The sequence below is a fragment of the Acinetobacter sp. YH12138 genome (assembly GCF_015218525.1).
GTDB classification, from domain to species: domain Bacteria; phylum Pseudomonadota; class Gammaproteobacteria; order Pseudomonadales; family Moraxellaceae; genus Acinetobacter; species Acinetobacter amyesii.
Window position 1 is genome coordinate 3,243,876 of the sequence record NZ_CP048670.1, and the last position, 21,319, is coordinate 3,265,194.

General features: G+C 43.0%; 16 protein-coding genes and 1 pseudogene. 5 read left to right on the plus strand and 12 right to left on the minus strand.

What is annotated here, in order from left to right:
- Positions 1-33 precede the first annotated feature (33 nt).
- Positions 34-1,677: a PglL family O-oligosaccharyltransferase gene (locus G0029_RS15795; RefSeq protein WP_180110257.1), complete on the plus strand. Its 1,644-nt coding sequence runs from the start codon at positions 34-36 to the stop codon at positions 1,675-1,677.
- Positions 1,678-1,762: 85 nt separating this feature from the next.
- On the opposite strand, the gene dnaJ is transcribed toward G0029_RS15795, so the two are convergent.
- The 4 genes from dnaJ to G0029_RS15815 all read right to left on the minus strand — a co-directional run bounded on the left by dnaJ (position 1,763) and on the right by G0029_RS15815 (position 7,742).
- Positions 1,763-2,881 (minus strand): molecular chaperone DnaJ, encoded by a 1,119-nt coding sequence (gene dnaJ, locus G0029_RS15800; protein ID WP_180026213.1) that lies wholly within the window; start codon positions 2,879-2,881, stop codon positions 1,763-1,765.
- A gap of 106 nt (positions 2,882-2,987) precedes the next feature.
- On the minus strand, positions 2,988-3,365 hold the full coding sequence (locus tag G0029_RS15805; protein ID WP_078194105.1) for a hypothetical protein: 378 nt from the start codon (positions 3,363-3,365) through the stop codon (positions 2,988-2,990).
- Between the two features lie 133 nt (positions 3,366-3,498).
- Entirely contained in the window at positions 3,499-6,636 is a 3,138-nt protein-coding gene (locus G0029_RS15810; protein WP_180049567.1) for an efflux RND transporter permease subunit, read from the minus strand.
- Positions 6,636-7,742 (minus strand): efflux RND transporter periplasmic adaptor subunit, encoded by a 1,107-nt coding sequence (locus G0029_RS15815; RefSeq protein WP_180110258.1) that lies wholly within the window; start codon positions 7,740-7,742, stop codon positions 6,636-6,638. The genes G0029_RS15810 and G0029_RS15815 overlap by 1 nt, the downstream gene beginning before the upstream one ends.
- Before the next feature lie 151 nt (positions 7,743-7,893).
- Between G0029_RS15815 and G0029_RS15820 the strand changes: the two genes are divergently transcribed.
- The 4 genes from G0029_RS15820 to G0029_RS15835 all read left to right on the plus strand — a co-directional run bounded on the left by G0029_RS15820 (position 7,894) and on the right by G0029_RS15835 (position 13,980).
- Positions 7,894-8,517, plus strand: a complete 624-nt coding sequence (locus tag G0029_RS15820; protein WP_180110259.1) for a TetR/AcrR family transcriptional regulator — start codon at positions 7,894-7,896, stop codon at positions 8,515-8,517.
- 152 nt (positions 8,518-8,669) lie between these two features.
- Positions 8,670-11,354, plus strand: a complete 2,685-nt coding sequence (gene ppc / locus G0029_RS15825) for a phosphoenolpyruvate carboxylase (RefSeq protein ID WP_180110260.1) — start codon at positions 8,670-8,672, stop codon at positions 11,352-11,354.
- A gap of 297 nt (positions 11,355-11,651) precedes the next feature.
- The gene (locus G0029_RS15830) at positions 11,652-12,956 is read left to right on the plus strand and encodes a solute carrier family 23 protein (protein ID WP_078191643.1); all 1,305 of its coding nucleotides are present in this window, start codon (positions 11,652-11,654) and stop codon (positions 12,954-12,956) included.
- A 115-nt stretch (positions 12,957-13,071) separates the two neighbouring features.
- Positions 13,072-13,980, plus strand: a complete 909-nt coding sequence (locus G0029_RS15835; RefSeq protein ID WP_180110261.1) for a LysR family transcriptional regulator — start codon at positions 13,072-13,074, stop codon at positions 13,978-13,980.
- Between the two features lie 3 nt (positions 13,981-13,983).
- On the opposite strand, the gene G0029_RS15840 is transcribed toward G0029_RS15835, so the two are convergent.
- The 8 genes and pseudogenes from G0029_RS15840 to ilvD all read right to left on the minus strand — a co-directional run bounded on the left by G0029_RS15840 (position 13,984) and on the right by ilvD (position 20,828).
- Complete coding sequence (locus G0029_RS15840; protein WP_180110262.1) at positions 13,984-14,721, minus strand: sulfite exporter TauE/SafE family protein; 738 nt, start codon at positions 14,719-14,721, stop codon at positions 13,984-13,986.
- 163 nt (positions 14,722-14,884) lie between these two features.
- Entirely contained in the window at positions 14,885-15,553 is a 669-nt protein-coding gene (locus G0029_RS15845; protein WP_227591841.1) for a hypothetical protein, read from the minus strand.
- A 133-nt stretch (positions 15,554-15,686) separates the two neighbouring features.
- Positions 15,687-16,388, minus strand: coding sequence for an IS1-like element ISPa14 family transposase (locus G0029_RS15850; RefSeq protein ID WP_180110263.1), 702 nt, complete (start codon positions 16,386-16,388; stop codon positions 15,687-15,689).
- Positions 16,389-16,440: 52 nt separating this feature from the next.
- Positions 16,441-16,748, minus strand: a pseudogene (locus G0029_RS15860) (IS3 family transposase); the annotation flags it as partial.
- Positions 16,749-16,858: 110 nt separating this feature from the next.
- Complete coding sequence (locus G0029_RS15865) at positions 16,859-17,173, minus strand: hypothetical protein (protein ID WP_180041599.1); 315 nt, start codon at positions 17,171-17,173, stop codon at positions 16,859-16,861.
- Between the two features lie 228 nt (positions 17,174-17,401).
- Positions 17,402-17,689, minus strand: coding sequence for a chorismate mutase (locus G0029_RS15870; RefSeq protein WP_078191648.1), 288 nt, complete (start codon positions 17,687-17,689; stop codon positions 17,402-17,404).
- Complete coding sequence (locus G0029_RS15875) at positions 17,670-18,992, minus strand: hypothetical protein (protein ID WP_180110265.1); 1,323 nt, start codon at positions 18,990-18,992, stop codon at positions 17,670-17,672. The genes G0029_RS15870 and G0029_RS15875 overlap by 20 nt, the downstream gene beginning before the upstream one ends.
- A 150-nt stretch (positions 18,993-19,142) precedes the next feature.
- Complete coding sequence (gene ilvD / locus G0029_RS15880; protein WP_180110266.1) at positions 19,143-20,828, minus strand: dihydroxy-acid dehydratase; 1,686 nt, start codon at positions 20,826-20,828, stop codon at positions 19,143-19,145.
- Positions 20,829-21,319: the final 491 nt, after the last annotated feature.

The following is a 21,319-nucleotide window of genomic DNA, read 5'->3' on the forward strand; positions in this document are numbered from 1 at the left end:
ATGATAGGCGCGTTCTATTGATCTTGAATATTCATGAAAACCCTATTGTATCTTTGTGCGGCAGTCTGTATTGCACTGGCATGGCTGATTCCGATTCATTACCGACCTTGGGCCACATATACCGGTGAGCTTTATACCTTCTTTGCCCTGTTTGCTTTAGCGGCAACGTTCTTTAAAGAAAAGCTCATGGTGGCAAAAATTTCCTTGCCCCTGTTGCTCTTAGCGCTGATTCCCTTCGTCCAATTGGCTTTTGGGCAGGTGTATTATTTTAGTATTGCCTTACTCTGTATGCTGTTTGTGTTCAGCTTCTGGCTATGTATCAATCTTGGTTTTAGCCTATCTCAAGGTACGGAAAAACGCGAAAGAACCTTCCTATTCCTGAGCTATACCTTTGTTGCTTCTGGGGTCATGACAGGGCTCATCGCAATATGTCAGTGGTTAGATTTCGACTCGTTTCTTCCTTTTGTGATGAAAATTAGTGGAACTACGCGCCCATTTGCAAACTTTGCTCAGCCAAATAACATGGCCACGTTTCTGCTCATGTCCTTGTTAGCCTGCTTATATGTTTATGAACAGCAAAAAGTTAAAACCCGCTATTTGGTCGCTTGTGCAATTCCTATTTTAATTGGGGTCGCGCTCAGCCAATCTCGCACCTCTTGGGTGGCAAGTATCTGCGTCCTAATCTATTTGGCTTATGCACAGTACAAAGATTATATCCGTCTTCGCTGGTTTTACAGCTTGGCATGGTTTATCGGCTTTGTGGCACTGATTGTATTGATGCCAAAATTAAGTCAAATCATGAGCCAAATGTCCGACATGAATATTCAAGAAAGTCGTGACGTGGTCAAACGTGCTGGTGGCGATATGTCTCGTTTAGCCATTTGGCAACAAATGGCGCATGCCGTAGCTGCACAGCCTTGGTTTGGCTATGGTTGGCATCAAACCAGTAGCGCTTTTGTCTCGATCTCTGACACGGTACAAGGGCCTGTATGGATTCGTAGCTCACACAATTTTATTTTGGATTTCTTATTGTGGAATGGCGCCATTATTGGTGTGCCGTTCTTGGCCTATTTCGCTTATTGGGGCATCCAATTACAGAAGTTAGCCAAGTCTGCATTATCTGTGATTGGCCTATTGATGGTCGGTGTCTTCGTTATTCATGCCATGTTGGAGTTTCCGCAAAACTACGCATATTTCTTACTGCCTGCGGGTTTTATTATCGGGATTCTTCAAGCAGCGAAGCCACAGACGGCTACTTTGAGCCTGTCTCCGTGGTTTATCCGCATTGTTTTCGTGATTGGCGCCGTGCTGATTACGGTGATTTATCGTGATTATGCCAATGCAGCGATTCAGCTGGGTCAGGCATCAAAATATGAAAAAACACCGGAGAAAATCACCAACCATGAGCCGATCTATTTACTCACGGAATTTAGACATCGGGTAGCGATTATTCGTTTAAATCCATATTCCATCGTTTCTGAACAAACCATTCAGGATACTGAAAAATTGGTTCGCAGCTATCCAGCGAAATACCACATCATTAAATATGCACGTTTATTGGCATTTAATGGTCGTGAGGCTGAAGCACGTCATCAGCTACAGCGTCTTAAAAATATCTATAGGCTCGACATGAGCTATGAGAGTTTATTACCGCCTACAGCACAGCCGAAACCTTAAAACGCTCAATAAAAAAAGCCTGCAATTATGCAGGCTTTTTTATAGCTGAGTTCACTTCACAGCGAACTCAAGCAAATCGTATCAATTAATCAAACAAACGGTCGAAGAATGATTTTTTCTTCGGAGATGATTTATTATCATCGCCATCCATCGTGTCTTGTAACTCTTTTAACAACTCACGTTGACGAGCCGTTAAGTTCACTGGCGTTTCCACCACGATACGGCAGAGTAAATCACCGGTCATGCTGGTACGTACAGGCTTCACACCTTTACCACGTAAGCGGAACAATTTACCAGTTTGAGTCCCTTCAGGTACTTTCAAGCTCACACGACCATCGAGTGTCGGAATTTGAATTTCTTTACCCAATGCAGCATCCGCAATGCTTACAGGCACATCCATATATAGGTCAGCGCCATCACGTTGGAAGATTTCGTGTTCACGTACCACTACTTCTACATATAAGTCGCCTGCTTGGCCATCACGGATAGCCTCACCTTTGCCACTTAAACGTACGCGGTCGCCATTGTCCACACCTGCAGGAATGGTCACTTCTAAAGTTTGCTGACGGTCAGAAACCCCTGAACCATGACATTTATTACATGGGTTCTTAATGATTTTACCTTGACCACGACAGGTGCTACAGGTTTGCTGCACAGAGAAGAAGCCCTGTTGCATACGCACTTGACCGGCACCATGACAGGTTTTACAGGTTTCAACGTCATTCGGATTTTTAGATCCTTTACCATCACAGGCATCACATGGCGCTGGCGCAGTAAAGGTAATGGTTTTTTTCACGCCCTTCACAGCTTCCTCAAGGGTAAGCTCCATGACATAGCGTAAGTCTGAACCACGGCGTGCGCGTTGCTGACCACCACGGCCACCACCGCCAAATGCGCCACCGAAAATGTCGCCAAACTGACTAAAGATATCTTCTGCGCCAAATCCGCCACCGAAGCCACCGCCGCCGCCCATGCCGCCTTCAAAAGCTTGATGTCCCATACGGTCATACATACTACGTTTTTCGCTGTCCGATAAAACTTCATATGCTTCTGCAGCTTCTTTGAATTTTTCTTCAGCTTCTGGGTTATCTGGATTACGGTCAGGGTGATACTTCATCGCCAACTTACGGTAGGCTTTTTTAATTTCATCATCACTTGCGGTTTTAGATACACCTAAAACCTCATAATAATCACGTTTAGCCATGTCTGGCGATGCTCCTCACGGAATTTAATTTAATACTTAACTGTGGTCTGAAATTGGGGAATCAAACCATTTTTTCAAGGGGTAGGCAGGAAAAAAATAAATCGACTTAGAAAACAGCCTTATTTTTAACGAATTTGGATAGACCTTGGATCCATGCATTTAATAAATACAAAAAGGCAATCGCAGCAAAGACCACACCAATTACCGTGCATGCAGTCACCCAAAGATAGGTGTCCCAATAATAGAAAAATAAAGGAATAAACCACAGTGCGGCAAAAATGGCCATCATGGAATAAATCACGACGGTGCGCATGACCCAAAGCGCTTGGGCTTGGAGCCAAACTTCTGCAGAATCGATTTGAGTCACTTTGCGTGCAAAGCCGTAGGCAAATACACCACTAATCAGGGTAAATAAAGCGAAAAACATGAAGACATAAGAAATCGCAACATAACGGCGATACTTAGCTAAACTCTCTGCTGTCATCTGTGATTCAACCCCGTACACCACAATATGCCGCGCTGCACTTGTGGTTGTTTTACTTTTTAAAAATGTCTTTGTAGATCAGGTGCTACTATAGAGAAAAATTCAATATTTCGCACCCAATATTATGGCACTTTTAAGGATTCTGCTGAGTTTTTTTCACTTTAAACCACTGTGCATATAACGCAGGTAAAAAGAACAAGGTCAGCAGGGTCGCCACGATCAATCCACCCATAATCGCCACGGCCATTGGACCGAAGAAAATACTGCGAGAAAGTGGAATCATCGCCAATACAGCGGCCAATGCAGTCAGCACAATTGGACGGCAACGACGTACCGTCGCATTGATAATCGCATCCCAAGCCGACTCCCCAGACTGAATATCTTGTTCAATCTGATCAATCAAAATCAGTGAATTGCGCATAATCATTCCTGACAGTGCAATCGTGCCGAGCATTGCCACAAAACCAAAGGGTTTATTGAACAATAACAGGAATAACACCACGCCAATAATGCCCAAAGGTGCAGTTAAAAATACGATCATCGCCCGTGACATGCTGCGTAATTGAATCATCAACAAAGTCATGACAACTGCGAGGAATAATGGCATGCCCGCATTTACAGAAGTTTGACCACGTGCTGACTCTTCCACAGTACCGCCTACTTCGAGGAGATATCCATTCGGCATCTCTGCACGTAACTGATCAAATGAATCTTTTAACTCACCCACCACCGTTGCAGGTTGCAATTTACTGCGAATATCCGCGCGCACAGTAATGGTCGGTAAACGGTTACGATGCCAAATCAAACCTTCTTCAAAGCTATACTCAATTTTCGCAATCTGCGCCAATGGCACTGAACCACCATTGCTGGTCGGTACAGCCAAACTGCTGAGAGAACCGACATCCAATCGCTCGGCTTGATCACCACGCATCCGAATTTCAATCAGCTCTCGTTTCTCACGATACTGATTAATCACTGCACCACTGATTGAACTATTCAGGAAATTGGACAGATCTAGACTGGAGACCCCCATTTGACGTGCGCGATCTTGGTCGATGTCCAGTTTAATGACTTTGCTTGGTTCACCCCAATCCAAATGCACATTGGTGGTGTTCGGGTTTTCACTGACTTTTGCAGACACCCGTTGTGCCCACTCACGCACCAAGCTCAGATCTTCACCTGACACGCGGAACTGCAATGGATAACCCACGGGTGGACCATTTTCTAAAAGTGAAACGCGAGTACGTACTTCAGGTAAGAGCTTACGGATTTCTTCTGCTAATGACTGACGGATTTCATTGCGATCATCTAAAGATGAAGCCAACACCACAAACTGAGCAAAACTGGCTTGAGGTAGCTGTTGATCTAGAGGTAAATAAAACCGCGGCGAACCTGTCCCCACATAAGCCACAAAATTATCAATGCCCTGTTTTTTTGACAAGAACGCTTCGACTTTTTTTACGGCCGCTTCTGTGGCCTTCAGTGAGGCGCCTTCCTCAAGCTTTAAATCCACTAAAATTTCAGCACGGTTTGACGGTGGGAAGAACTGCTGTGGTACGGTTTTAAACATTAAAATCGATAACACAAAAATGCCAACCGTCGCGGCAATCACCGTCTTGCGATAGGTCACACAAGTGTCGACCCAACCACGGAAACGTTGATAAAACGGAGACTGATAAGGATCATGATGTTCGCCGGCATGATGCACCATCGGCTGAGGTTCAGGTTGTTTGCGCAAACGTGCCCACAGGCGCTGATACCATGGGGCTTTTTGTACCAAATCTTTGTTGAAGTCGGGTAGTAATTTATCTCCCAAATAGGGAACAAACAGTACTGCTGCAAACCATGACACCACCAATGCAATAGTGACCACTTGGAAAATCGAGCGGGTATATTCGCCTGTGCTCGATGCGGCTGTGGCAATCGGCAAAAAGCCGGCCGCAGTAATCAATGTTCCTGTCAGCATTGGAAATGCAGTGGTCCGCCATGCATGTCCGGCGGCTTGTAATCGGCTATAGCCCTGCTCCATTTTAATCGCCATCATTTCGACAGCAATAATCGCATCATCCACCAATAAACCGAGTGCGAGAATCAAGGCCCCCAAAGAAATCTTGTGCAACCCGACATCAAACATCTGCATGCCAGCAAAAGTCATGGCCAAGACCAAGGGAATGGAAAATGCAACGACAAGACCTGTACGGAAACCCAAGGAGAAGAAGCTCACCAACAGAACGATAATCACCGCCTCAGCGAGGACTTTCATAAACTCATTGACGCTGCGCTTCACGGCTACAGGCTGATCAGAAACTTTTTTTAGTTCCATACCCAAGGGCAAGGTTTTTTGCAGGCGGGCAAATTCTGTTTCAAGGTTTTTACCCAAAGCCAGAATGTCGCCTCCTTTACGCATCGACACGGCAATGCCTAAACCATTTTCGCCCATAAAACGCATACGCGGCTGCGGTGGATCACTAAAGCCCCGATGCACATCTGCCACATCCCCCAACTGAATGGTTCGTCCATTCACCAATAAGGGCATCTGACGTAGTTCATCAATGTTTTGTAAATTGCCGCTGACACGCACTTGAATCCGGTCTGAATTGGTTTCAAAAAAGCCAGCACTGGCAACTGTGTTTTGCTGCTGCAAGGCTTGTTGAATCGCCGTCACAGGTATGCCCATTTGCGTGGCTTTGGTGTTGGAAATTTCAATCCAAACTTTTTGATCTTGTAGACCAATCAAATCCACTTTCGCAACGTCTTTGACTCTTTGTAACTGGAGCTGTAAACGGTCGGCATATTCCTTCATGGTGGCATAGTCAAAGTCTTTGCCGGTCAGCACATAGATATTACCGAAGGTGTCACCAAACTCATCATTAAAGAAAGGACCTTGCACCCCAGATGGTAATTGATGGCGAACATCATTGACCTTTTTACGCACGGTGTACCAAACATCGGGGACTTGCTGCGAACGTAGACTGTCCTTGGCCACAAAGGTCACCATGGATTCACCCGGACGTGAATACGCCATGATGCGTTCATACTGCCCCGTAGTCATCAGTTCTTTTTCAATTCGATCGGTGACCTGTAGCGAAACTTCTTTGGCTGTTGCACCAGGCCAATAGGTTTGAATCACCATGACTTTAAAGGTAAATGGCGGGTCTTCACTCTGCGACAATTTGGAATAGGAAAATATCCCAACGATGCCCAGCAGAATCATAAAATAAAGGATTAAACCTTTATTTTTCAGTGCCCACTCAGACAAGTTAAAATTCATTATTTAACTCCTGTCTGAATGTGTACCGCACGATTTTCACGATCAACGGGTTGTATTTTTTGTTTTTCGCGGAGTAAATGCACGCCGCCAACCACCACAAAATCCCCTGCTTGCAAACCACTGAGTACGGGCACGCTATCACGTCCATATTCGCCTAAACTTACTGGAACTTTACGTACCGTATTATCTGCATTGACCACCATCACATACGCCTGCTGACCACTCGCAGACACACTCGATAACGGCACATGCAAAACATTCTGCTGTGCTTTGGTTAAAAATACCCGTGCACTTTGCCCCAGTTGAATGGCGCTATTGCCTTCACGTAATGCCACTTTGACACTATAAGTACGAGACTGATCGGCAGCAGGACTAATTTCACGTACATAGCCTGCAAATTTTTCCTGTGGTTTCGACCACAAGGTAACCCATGCATCCTGCCCTGTTTTAATTTCAGCAACAGCCTGTTCAGGCACACCAATGACCACGTCACGTTCACCTGCAATCGCCAATTGAAAAGCTGGTTGTCCTGCTGCAATCACTTGACCAATCTCAATATTACGTTCAGTAATGACCCCATTTTTATTGGCAATTAATTGGTTATAACCGGTCTGATTACGACTCACATCATAATTTGATTGAGCTTGCTTTAAGTTCGACTGTGCCGCTTTATATTGGTTTTCCACCGCATCGTACTGCGAACGACTCACAGCATTGACTGGCAATAATTGCTTAAAGCGTTTTAGTTCATCTTCAGCAATCTGTGCAGCGGAACGCGCACTTTCAAGCTGTGCTTGTGCTGCATTCAGTTGCAACTGTGCATCTTTGACGTCTAATTTTGCCAAGACTTGCCCGACTCGGACTTGGTCTCCAACATCGACATAGCGCTCAGTGATTTGACCGCCGACCCGAAACGCCAAAGCCGTTTGCTGGCGTGCTTGTACATCACCCGCATAACTTTTCTGTTCAAAATGTGTGGCACCCGGCTGAGTCACCATCACAAATGGCACTTCCTGTTCCGTTTGGGCTTTATCCTTGCTGCATCCCCATAAGGTCACACTGCAAACGATAATCATGCTGACAACTGTGGTCTTAATCGTACTCATGAAGTTCGCTCTTAATAAAAAGTCTTTTTTAGGGCAGAATATTATTCAATTAATTTGGTTGTTTTTTAATTAATAAACCATGCGGTACATTAATTAGATTAATTATCCGAAATCAATGACCTTTTCGCCTTTTTTGGAATTTTTTCAGCAAATGAATGTCGGCCGCCCGAAAGACTTAGAAAAACGACAACGGATTTTAGAGTCTGCAAAACAATTATTTTTAGAAATGGGCTATCACGGTTGCAGCATGAATCAGATTGCCCAACATGCAGCGGTCACCAAACTGACGGTCTATAACCATTTTCAGGACAAAGCCACCTTATTTACCAGTGCGATTGAAGACACCTGTGAATATATTTTGAATACCCGCCCGCGACATCTGCACAGCGAAAGTCATTTTATGCAGGCTTTCGTTGAAATTTGTGAGTTGGGGCTGAACATCATGAATTTGCCTGAAGCCATTAAACTGGATTTATTACTTTTGGAGTTGGCTGCCGAACACAGTCCGTTGGTCGAACAGTTTTTCCGTGCCTCACATTTAAAAATGCGCCAAGTCTGGGAAAATTTCTTTCAAGACGCAGCAGCTTTAAATTTCATTCAGCAGGATAATCCTGCCCGACAAACTGAACTGATTGTGTCGCTACTGATGGGACTACGCCATCAAGAAGTCTTATTGGGCATGCGCCCAGTACCTGAAGCAGCAGAGCGACAGGCCATTATTCACTCTGCCATCGACATCTTTATGCTGAAATATCAACTCAGCACGCAGAGCTAAGCATTTTCTGAAATATTTCAACGCTAAACTGAAACAAATGGCATAGCTATTGCTCATTTAGCTAGAAAAGTCATCCGACTTTTGTCTGTACCCCCTTTTGCCACGGCACTTTCGGGGTATAGTCGAGACAGGAATACGCGGAGAAATAACAAATGATTCAACAAATTGATGCTCCATTACGTGAAGACGTGCGCTTACTGGGCAATTTATTAGGTGAAACCCTAAAGCAGCATGCAGGACAAGATTTGTTTAATCAGGTAGAGCAAATTCGTGCCTTATCTAAAGGCGCGCGCGATGGACAAGTTGAAGCTGAAAAACAGTTAGAACAATTATTTTTAAATTTAAAAGATGAAGAAATTCTGCCTCTGACCCGTGCATTTACGCACTTTCTCAACTTTGCCAATATTGCCGAACAATACAATGTGGTGCGCAGCCGTCGCCAAAGTGAGTTTGATGAGCAAGCACCATCACCGAATCCACTCGATCATTTATTTGAAAAATTTAAAAGCAATAACATCAGTGCGGACCAACTGTTCCAACAAATTTGTGAATTAAAAATTGAATTGGTCCTGACTGCACATCCAACCGAAGTCAGCCGCCGTACCTTGATCCAAAAATATGATGGTATTAATGATTGCCTGTTTAAAATGGATCAACAAAAACTTACGCCACGCGAACGCAAAGCCGTACTGGATGATTTAAAACAACTGATTTGCTCGGCATGGCAAACGGATGAAATTCGTCAACATCGCCCGACGCCTGTCGACGAAGCAAAATGGGGCTTCACGACCATTGAACAGACCTTGTGGAATGCTGTACCCAAATTCATGCGTGAATTGGATGGCATGGTCCAAGATCATTGTTGCAAGACCTTGCCTTTAAATGTTGCCCCTGTGCGCTTTGCGTCATGGATGGGCGGTGACCGTGATGGTAACCCAAACGTCACCCATAATATTACTCAAGAAGTGCTTTGGCTTTCACGTTGGAAAGCTGCCGACCTGTATTTACGCGATATCGAAGACCTGCGTTGGGAACTCTCTATTCAAGAATGCAGTAAAGAACTCAGTGACGCTTTGGGTCATTTCCACCCTGAACCCTATCGTGAATATCTCCGTGATGCACGTGAACGCCTTAAAGCCACTCGTCACTGGTTGGCACTGAAACTTCGTGGTGAAGATGCTGACGATAGCCAAGTCATTAAAAGCCGCCATGAGCTGCTTGATCCACTGTTGGTTTGCTACCGTTCACTGATCGACAGCGGTTTACCTGAAATTGCCAATGGTCAGTTACTCGACTTTATTCATCGGGTGAATTGTTTCGGTATCGAATTACTCAAACTCGATATTCGTCAGGAATCCACACGTCATCGCCAAGCCATTTCAGCCATTACTGAATATTTAGGTTTAGGTAATTTTGAAACATGGACGGAGCAAGCCCGTCAAAACTTCTTGATTCAGGAACTGCAAAGCAAACGACCACTGCTACCGAAGTTTTTAAATGAGCCAAAACAAAGCCTGATTGAACATCCAGATGTGCAAGAAGTCTTTGCAACCATGCGCACTTTGGCAGAGCAACCACCTGAAAGTTTAGGGGCTTATATTATTTCCATGGCAGAACATCCGAGTGATGTCTTGGCCGTATTGTTACTGCAAAAAGAAGCGGGCATCAAACAAGCGCTACGTGTCGTGCCACTGTTTGAAACTTTAAAAGATTTGGATGGTGCAGCTCGTACCATGAATACCCTATTCAATATGCATTGGTATAAACAGCATATTCAGGGTAAACACGAGGTGATGATTGGCTATTCAGACTCAGCCAAAGATGCGGGCTTTATGTCGGCAAACTGGGCGCAGTATCGTGCACAGGAAGAATTAACCGCAGTTGCGAAAAAGCATGATGTACAACTGACATTATTCCATGGCCGTGGCGGTTCAATCAGCCGTGGTGGTGCGCCGACACAGCAAGCGCTGTTTTCACAGCCACCGGGCTCGATTTCAGGAGCGATTCGTGTCACTGAACAAGGGGAAATGATTCGCTTCAAGTTTGGATTAGAAGGCATTGCCTTACAAAACTTAGAAATTTACACCGCTGCGACCTTAGAAGCGACCTTATTGCCACCGCCTGAACCTAAACAGGAATGGCGTCAGCTCATGCACAGCATGACGGATCTGTCGGTACAGGTGTATCGTCAAACCGTGCGTGAAAATCCGCATTTTGTAAAATACCTACGGACTGTAACGCCAGAACTGGAACTACAAATGTTACCGCTCGGCTCACGCCCAGCCAAACGTAAAGTTAGCGGTGGGATTGAGTCTTTACGTGCGATTCCTTGGGTGTTCGCATGGACGCAAATCCGTTTGATGCTACCTGCTTGGCTTGGTACAGGTGCTGCGATTAATCAAGTGATTGATCAAGGTCAAAAGCAGACACTCGAAGAAATGTTAGAGCAATGGCCGTATTTCCAAACCCTGATTGATATGTTGGAAATGGTCTTGTCCAAAGCCGATGGTCATGTGGCGCTTTATTATGAGTCTCATCTGACGGATGACGCAGACCTCAAACAGTTGGGCGAAGAGTTACGTCAGCGTTTACGTGATGCGGTACAAACGCTATTAGCACTCAAAGGTGAATCGAAATTACTCAGCAGTAACGATGTGCTCGACCAATCCATGAAGGTGCGTAAGCCTTATTTATTGCCGCTACATTTACTACAAGCCGAACTGATGAAACGCCGCCGTGCATACCTTGCCGAGCGTCAAGCTGAAAATACCCCAGTCGACCATGCGTTGATGGTTAGCATCGCGGGTATTGCGGCAGGTTTGCGTAACACTGGCTAAATCTTCCAAGTTTTCAAAAAGCACACAGAACTGTGTGCTTTTTTTTTGACCAGTCATATTGGTTTTAATTTATTTTGGAATATATAAAATAAGAAAAATTTATGAAGAATTGGCTCCAAGCCTATTTGATTAATTGCATGATTTAATGCCTTTTTTACACCTTTAAAACTTTTACCATTTGGTAAATTTACATGTAAAGTCATGTAATTAGTTTGAACAAAATATTTTTAAAAGAGATTAAATCTTCTAAAAAACAAGAGTATGATGTGCACAATTTATCTATTGAGTGCTCATTTTATGTCCAATTGGTTTCCCAAATGGCGCCCGTACGAAGGCAATATTGATGCACGTCCTGTAGGTACAAATGAGTACCTACCTCCAGTGCAAAGTGTGGTATTGGGGATACAACATGCCTTTGCAATGTTTGGTGCAACTGTCCTTGCGCCATTTTTGATGGGCTTTGATGCCAACCTTGCGATTTTAATGTCGGGGATCTGTACCATCCTGTTCTTCTTTATGACAGGTGGTCGTGTACCAAGTTATTTAGGCTCTAGTTTTGCCTTTATTGGTGTGGTGATCGCGGCAACCGGTTATGCAGCATCAGGTACTGGCGCGCCAAATGCCAATATCGCAATGGCGGCAGGCGGAATCATGGCCTGCGGTATCTTATATGCCATTTTTGGTTTTATCGTGATGGCAACGGGTACACGTTGGATTGAAAAACTCATGCCACCTGTCGTTACAGGTGCAGTGGTGATGATTATTGGTCTGAACCTAGCCCCAGTCACCATTAAAGGGGTTGCAGGCAACAATTTTAATATGTGGATGGCACTAGTCACTGTACTATGTATGGGTTCGATTGCGGTGTTCACGAAGGGCTTGTTACAACGCTTATTGCTGTTGGTCGGTCTATTACTGGCATATTTGGTGTATTACATCATTTCCAATGTCATGGGTCATGGCACACCAATCAACTTCGTTCCCGTACAAGAAGCTGCTTGGTTTGGTGTTCCGCACTTCCATTCACCCGTCTTTGACTTCAATGCCATGCTCATCATTGCACCGATTGCGTTGATTTTGGTTGCAGAAAACCTTGGTCACATCAAAGCTGTGGGCGCGATGACAGGTGAAAACCTCGATCCACACATTGGTAAAGCCTTCGTTGCAGATGGTGTTGCGACCACACTTTCAGGCGGTGTCGGCGGTCCGGGTATGACCACCTATGGCGAAAATATTGGTGTGATGGCAGTAACGCGTGTTTACTCGACCATCGTGTTTGTATTTGCAGGTGTATTCGCCATCTTCCTTGGTCTTTCTCCAAAGTTTGGTGCGATTATTCATACCATTCCGCAAGCCATTTTGACAGGTGCATCGATTGTTGTATTTGGTCTAATTACCATTGCCGGTGCGAAAATCTGGATTGAAAATAAAGTCGATTTCTCAAAAAATAAAAACCTGATGGTGGCAGCAGTCACGATTATTTTAGGTACAGGTGACTTTGCACTTCAATTTGGTAACTTCAACCTAGGTGGTATTGGTACTGCTACATTTGCAGCGTTGATTTTGAACTGGTTCTTTAGCTTAGGCGATAAATCAGAATAAGCCTCCAAAGCATTTAAAAAAGAATACAACATTCATTTGAAAAGCGGCCGAAAGGTCGCTTTTTTTTATAGCTACTCTTTCGGTAAGATAAGGCATTAGCCAAGGAATACACCGTATGCGACTGGATTTGTTCGACCTCCAATTGGTGCTGCACATTGTAGACAGCGGCAGTCTGACCAAAGGCGCTGCACGCTCTGCTATCTCACTACAAGCAGCCAGTGAACGGATTAAAAAACTCGAACAGCATTACCGCACGGCCCTGTTCACTCGCCAAGCCAAAGGAGTCAAACTGACCCTTGCCGGTCAAACCTTGGTTGAACATGCGCAGCGCATCTTGCGTGAGGGGCAACAATTAGAACACGCTATGCTGCCCTTTGCTCACGGGCTGAATTCCAATATGACCTTATGGTGTAATTCATCTGCACAAAGTGAATATTTACCGGTCTTGCTACCACGTTATTTGCTAGAAAATCCCAACACACAAATTGAGCTGCATGAAGCCGAGTCTAAAGACATCATTGCAGCGATTGAACAAGGCAATGCACAACTAGGTCTAATTTCGGGTTTCTTTAAATCCGAAAAGTTACAAACACTTGAGTTTGCAAATGATCCTTTGGTACTGATTTGTCCTATAACTCATGAATTGGCCTCGATATCTAGCGTCAAACCCGCAGAGATTTTGAATTATCCCTTTGTCGGTTTGATGCAATATCATTCCTTGCAACAATCGATCGAGGCTCAAGCCAAATTATTCGGCTGTGAAATTCAGTATCGGCTGCGTTTGCCGAACTTTGCCGCGATCGCGCAAGTGGTGGCGAATGGTGTGGGCATTGCCATCATGCCAAAACGTGCGGCCGGACGATTAATCAGTTTGTATGCCTTTGCCCAAGTTGAGCTCAGCGGTGAATGGGCCAATCGAAAACTGCTCCTAACCGCACGTAATTTTGATGATTTACCCTTAAATTATCAGCATTTTAGTCAGTTTCTACTGTCAGAAAAATCTACTTTAGATGGCCAAGTCTAGGCTTTAAATCACGCCAAACTGGTGCAGCATCATATAGCCACCGAGGGCAATCAACCCGATAAAAAACACCTTACGGAATTTTTGTTCTGGAATGCGGTAACGGATTTTTTTCCCTGCCCACATACCAATGAGCGCAGGAATCAGTGCCATGGCTGACATGGCATAATCAATCGGAAGATCTTTCATGGGATTTTGCTGCAAGAACACTGCCAAACAAATAGTTGACGTGGTAAAGGCCAAACCGAGTGACTGTACGAGGTCATCACGTTTGAGCTGCAAACCTTGCAAATATGGCACCACAGGAATCACCACCACACCGGTCGCAACAGTCAGCGCTCCACCGAGATAACCGATCATTGGAGATAGCCATTTTTCATGTGGTGCAAAGTTCGGCAAGCTTTTGGCACAAAGCCCATACAGTCCGTATAGTGCCAACATGCCCCCCAGTAAAGCTTCACTTTTAAATTCACCATGTCCTAAAGTTGGAAAAATACTCCAAATTGAACCGACGATAATCCCAAGTAACAAGGGCCAAAAGCGTTGAATTAGTCGCAGCACCTGCCCTTCGGCAAATAGTTGCCAAAAGTTGGTTACCATGGATGGAATGATTAATAACGTCGCTGCCTGAAATGGACTGATCACCATGGTGAGTAAGCCCATCGATACCGCAGGCAGGCCTAACCCAATCGTGCCTTTAATTAGACCTGCGATTGCAAAAACTGTGATGACGAACCAAATCATGGCAAAACTCGCTGAAGAATTGGTTCTATGCTATGCAATTCAGACACTTTGAAAAATCAGTGTTTTTGGAATAGAGCCTCAATAAAAAGTTGAGGCTGTGCTTGAAATCAGCTATAGACAAGGTAGTTGGATTCAATAAAAAAGGAATTACAACTTATTTATTTTAATTACTCTCATAACTACTCTTTTGCTCTTCAGCTAAACCATAAGAACTTTCGAATTGATATTTCACCGTTTCATCTTGAATCGAATCAATAAATTTTTTTATTTTATTTTTATATTCAACGTTCCCTGATTTATACATTGATAGCAAATAGCCCCACTCACCATAAATATACTGAGGGTCATTTTTTGATACTTTCCTTAATTCTTCTTTTAAAATCAATGCTAAATCGGAATAACATTTTTCATATTCATCTTTCGATCTTTTAGCATAATAGCTTAACTCACACTGAGTCACTAAAAGTTCCTGACTGAAAGAGTCCTTTAACATTTTATTATTAAGATTATAAGCCTCTTCATACATGCCTGTTGCTAAGTAGATTTGCATTTCAATCTTTTGTCGTTCTTGATCATTCGTGATCTTTTTTATTTCAGACAAACTATCTTTCATTACTTTATCTGCGTTTTCTTTATCTCTCAGATTAAGTTTATTAATAGTATTTTTATAATCATTTATTATAGCTGTATCTTCTTTAGACAGCGTTGAAATTGATTCTTTTTTTTGAGCTTCTTTAACTTCATTCTGATTCAAACTAATTTTCTCAGACGAGCAAGCAGTACTACCAAATATAAAAAATAAGGTTAAGAAAATAAAAAAATGCTTCATCATACTTCTCTCGCTGCGGAGTTTAAGGTAAAGGTATGAGTTTTAAAGCTAAGAAATGATCCTAGACAGTATCGTGGACAACAGATCCCTCTAAATTATTAAAATATTTGGTGGTGTTTCAAAAAGTATGCTGACATTAAATGAAGCCATTATTGATGTAAAAAAAGGTTAAGTCGAAAGCTTTAAAATGGTTTTCAATCTTTTTTGAAAAATTACAACTCCTTCTAAAACCGCGCCTAATTTGATGCCTTATTTTGCAATTATTACCTTCAATACCTACAGTAAAAAATTTACCAATACTTTGCTTGCAGTTTTTAAAAGCAGTTATGAAACTGTCCCAATGATCACTTGCAATTCGGGTGTAGTGAATACCTAATTGTTTAAGCTTTGCCTTCAATCGTTGAACTGTAGCTAAGTCTCTTTTACCCCAAACATAAGCAACAATCTCACCTGTTTCTCGATGGTAGGCGTAAATAAGCCATTGTTTATTATTTTTATTTCCCACAAAAGTCCAAAACTCATCAACTTCAAGAGACTCATAATGACTTTGTTTAGGCTGAATTTGGTAGGTCGATTCGGTTAAAGTACGTAAAACTTTACCGATACTGATTCGCTCAACTTCAGCGATATCTCGTATACCACTACCTCTGACCATCAACTGTAATATTTTTCGAGTAATGCCTGAATGACATCCTAGATAGCTCAGAGCATGGTCACCAATAAACTGACGTTTACAGTCTTTGCACTGATAGTTTTGTTTCCCATCTACTTTGATGCCATTTTTCTTTATACTGTCACTGAGGCAGGTTGGACATTTGATTTCTAGAGTTATTCGCATTTCTCTATTTTATCAAAATTCAACCTGCTTTGTTTCAGCATACTTTTTGAAACACCACCAAATATTTCTGTTCAAAGGCTTCAGGACTTAACCTGCCAATTGCAGAATGCTTTCTGATTCGATTGTAGTAAATTTCAATATATTCAAACAAGACAGCATTGGCTTCCCTGAGCTGCTTGACATCTTTTTCTAAGTCTAGAATACGCTGTTGTTCTGGTGAAAGTTGACGTTTGCTTGAACCAACTAGATTAGCTTAGCGAATCCAGTTATCTAAGGTTGATACCCTACACCTAATTTATGGGCGATTGAAACTACAGACTCGTGTGAGTTTGAAAGCGCATAATAATTAGCTTGTTGTATATTTTTAGACTACAGCGTTTAGCTATTTTTATATCTCTAAAGTTAACCTTACTTTATCTTTAGAGGGAATATGTGCCCATTATTTTGTCTAGGATCAAACGACTATCTATTTATTCAGGATCTAAGTAGATAATTCCCACATCAATTTTATTAAGATGGTCAAAGCCTGCCCTATCTTCGGGAACTTGATCTACATAGAGGTCAGCATATTCAATTCTTTTTGTTTGATAATTAGGGAATGAAAAAAATAAATCTCCTGTACTATTAGCATAATCTACTGGAGGTTTCTTTAAATAGTATTTTTCAGTTTTAGCAGGAATAAAGAATTTTCCATTCGCATCTAATTTAGTATCAGGATCTGAAAGAATACCATTTACGCCAATATATCCTAATTTGTTTTTTAGAGGTAACTGGCTTTGTTGCATAAATATGTAAGCATCTGATTTAAATAAATTTAATTTTGGATCAAAAAATAATCAAAACCTTTAAAATCATATAGTTATGAAATCTTTGTGCAACAAAGCCTAATTGGATAAAGAATAACAAATAAAAAAATTAATAAAATTTCAAAATGTAAATCAAATCATTATTTTTCAGTTGGTGATATTAAAAAAGAACATTAATAAATTTGATCTAATCTCAAAAACTAAAAATTACGGTCGAATCTCTTTCAACTCACGTTGAATAAAATGCTGAATCATATCGCGGTATAAACGTTCCACAATATCTGCATTTACACCGTGCTCTGTGGCTTGTAGACGAATTTTACTTATCACCGCTTCGACACGTTCTGGTGATTGAACATCCTGTACTGAACGCTTAAAACGCACCGCTTGATCGACATAAAACTGACGTGCAGCAATGAGCTCAATAATCCCCTGATCAATCACATCAATCTGTGCGCGGGCTTGCTCTAATGACTCAACTTTTTCTTTCTTCATATTCTCTGGCTTCACTTTCAGCGGTGTTTTCACTTTTATACTTCTCTTCTAACACATTACTGAAAATACTTTCAATCATCCATACGCGGTATAAGCTATTAAATACATAGCTTTGACCTGCAATACGTAATTCCAAGACGGGAAAATCCGGCTGTGACTTCATCTCACAGTGCATATCATTTTCTTTTAATTTTTCAGCAATATCGTCAGTAGTCAGTTCAGAAATCTCTAACTCATACTGTAAAGCCTGAAAATGTGCTTTAAAGGATAAATCACGCCCTTTGGTCCATACGGCCTCCAAAATGCGATACATCACCTCAATACGCTGCTCTTCGGGCGCACTGTAGTAAAGCTGTGACATAGCTAATGTCGCAGCTTCTGTAGGCCGGCAAAATGGCGTGAACTTAACTTCGGTCCGTTTAGACAGACGTGTTGCCAAACTCCAGTCAAACAGATCACGACCGTGATACGACAATGGATACACATTCAGCTGAATATTATAATAGTCCGCCAATTCCTCACGAATATAAGCCAACAGTAACCATGAAATCGGATCTTCCATCGCGATGTAGAGATCAAGCTCAGGATCGAGTCCCTGAATTTCATTCAACTCTTCTGCATCACTGATCAGGTGCTCACGCCATTCAATATGATTGATCATAAAGATCGGGTTATCTGTCAGGAGTTTTTGTTGTTTTAAACGGCGTGTTAAACGCAGTAAATCATCTACAGCATGGTACTTACGTTCGCCAAACTCAAAATACCCCGTCAAAATTGGTAAGTCAGAAAAGATCCGTTCTGGAAAATCTTGCGCTTTATGATGACGGCTGGCCATCGCGTACAGTGTTCTCAGCTTGCCATACTGCTTTTGCCACAACATGTGGAACACATCTTCAAGTAAATAAAGAAAGTCTTGGCCGCGTAATGGGGTATTTTTTAGAATAATTTCGGCTTGTTCTAAAGCTTCAGCGGTCGGTTGTTCAGGTGTTTCATGAAAACTAAAACGATGCTGCCGCGCTAAAATTTGGGCATCATTCAGACAATATTGTTGCCATTCTATCGATGACATTTGATTTGGAGGTTCAGCACTCTGACGACAAATAATCACTTTCAGTGGTTTAATTTCATCACTGAGAATTTCTTCTAATTGAGGCAGTTGCTGCGCAGCCAAATAGCTATAGACATCATCCAGTCGAAGATAAACACTCAGACCTTGTTCCGTGGGTAACACCGCTTGTCGGGTCGGTTTCTGATAAAACCAACTCGATCGGATTGGATCGAACCAACGGCGTAACAGTGACATGCGTTTTTGCCTCAAAATGATGAATTGTACTGAGCACTGCCAGCACATACTTAAAGTCAACTTCTATTATGAAGCTGTTTTAAATGAGATATAAGCCTTGTGCAAAACTTATATCAAGTCAGGGCTGAATGTTCAATGTTTAACAATGGATTAGACGTCTAGATTTAGGTCAGTCACCGCACCTTTTTCCGCACCAGAGGTCAACTTGGCAAATTTAGCCAAAGCGCCGTGGGTATAGTTGGGTTTCGGTTTGACCCAGGCCGCGCGACGTGCAGCAATTTCATCCTCAGCCACATGCCAAGTCATTTCACGGGTTTCAGCGTTAATTGAAATTTTATCGCCGTTTTTAACCAAGCCAATTGGGCCGCCTTCATAGGCTTCTGGTGTCACATGCCCAATCACAAAACCATGGCTGCCGCCCGAGAAACGCCCATCAGTCAACAGTGCAACAGATTGGCCTAGACCTTTACCAATAATCGCTGAAGTCGGTTTTAACATTTCCGGCATACCCGGCCCGCCTTTCGGCCCAACACCGCGGATCACCACCACTTCACCTTCTTGTACTTCGCCATCTAAAATACCACGCATGGCACCCTGCTCACCCTCAAATACCCGCGCAGGCCCTTCAAAATACAGCCCTTCTTTACCGGTAATTTTAGCCACTGCACCTGTCGGTGACAGATTGCCTTTTAGCACCACTAAGTGCGAATCCTTTTTGATCGGTGCATCAAATGGCAGAATAATTTGCTGACCTTCAGGATAATCCTCTACCTCGGCTAAGTTTTCCGCCAAAGTTTTACCCGTAACGGTCAGGCAAGAGCCATCGAGCATACCTGCATCCAGCATGCGCTTCATTAGCGGTTGAATGCCGCCAATGGCAATCAGTTCCGACATTAAATATTGACCCGATGGACGCACATCGGCCACCACAGGTATGTCTTTGCCAATGCGCACAAAATCGTCCAAAGACAGTTCCACACCTGCGGTATGCGCCATAGCAATCAAATGCAGTACGCCATTGGTTGACCCGCCTAAAGCAATCAGCACTTTAATCGAGTTTTCAAAAGCGGCTTTGGTCATAATGTCGCGCGGCTTAATATCGAGACGCAGCAGGTTCATCACGGCTTCACCTGCGCGTTGGCAATCTTCAATTTTATCTGCTGAAACTGCTTCCTGCGCCGATGAACCTGGCAAGCTCATGCCTAAGGCTTCAATCGCTGAAGCCATCGAATTGGCCGTATACATACCGCCGCACGAACCCGGCCCCGGCAGCGCGACTTCTTCAATCTGCTTCACTTGAATTTCATTAATCTCGCCTTTGGCATGCTGGCCTACCGCCTCAAATACCGAGATCATGTCGGTATGACCTGCTCCGGGTTTAATGGTGCCGCCATAAATAAATAGGCCCGGACGATTTAAACGTGCCAAGCCCATAATGCAGCCCGGCATGTTCTTGTCGCAGCCGCCTATAGCAATCACCCCATCATAGGCCTGACAGCCCACCACAGCTTCTATAGAGTCGGCAATGATTTCCCGCGACAGCAGAGAATATTTCATGCCTTCTGTACCGTTGGAAATGCCGTCAGAAATAGTAATGGTATTGAAAATAATACCTTTTCCACCTGCAGCATTGACCCCGTTTTCAGCTTCACGCGCCAATCCATCAATATGCATATTACACGGCGTGACATTGGCCCAAGTCGAGGCAATACCTATAAATGGGCGCTTAAAGTCGGCATCTTGGAAGCCTGTTGCACGCATCATGGAACGTGCAGGCGCATTTTCGATACCTTCATAAACAGGAGCGGAATGTTCGCGAATATTATTTTTACTCATTGTTCTTCCTTGGCGATGGCTGATTTTGGCTTCAGCCTTGGCGGATTCTTTTAAATTTATTGTATAGAAAGCGCTCAGCATGTAAAAGAAATTAGATCTCAAAAAAAGTTTTTAGTGTATTCAACACTTTTCAATCACATGGCAAAGCTATATAAGGCGTATGAGAAGATTTGAATAAAGGGAGGATTTTCACTTGAATCCTCTCCCTAGCCCTCTCCTTTAAAAAGTAAGGGAATGCCTACAAAAAGCCATATATTTTACAGCTACTATCCAAGGCTGTGATCTTTGGTTCTATTTTCAATCAGATCAAGAGTTTTAAAATAAATAATAATTGCTCATTATTTCATTAAAAAGCTGGTTATAACGGAGTCTTATCTCTATCAAAGCAAATTTTCGGAGCTCGTATGTTACTTTTGTTTTGGCAAAAGTAACCAAAACCATTTGTCATCCGCAAAACTCGGCAACTGATTGCAACTAAAAAAATGATCGCA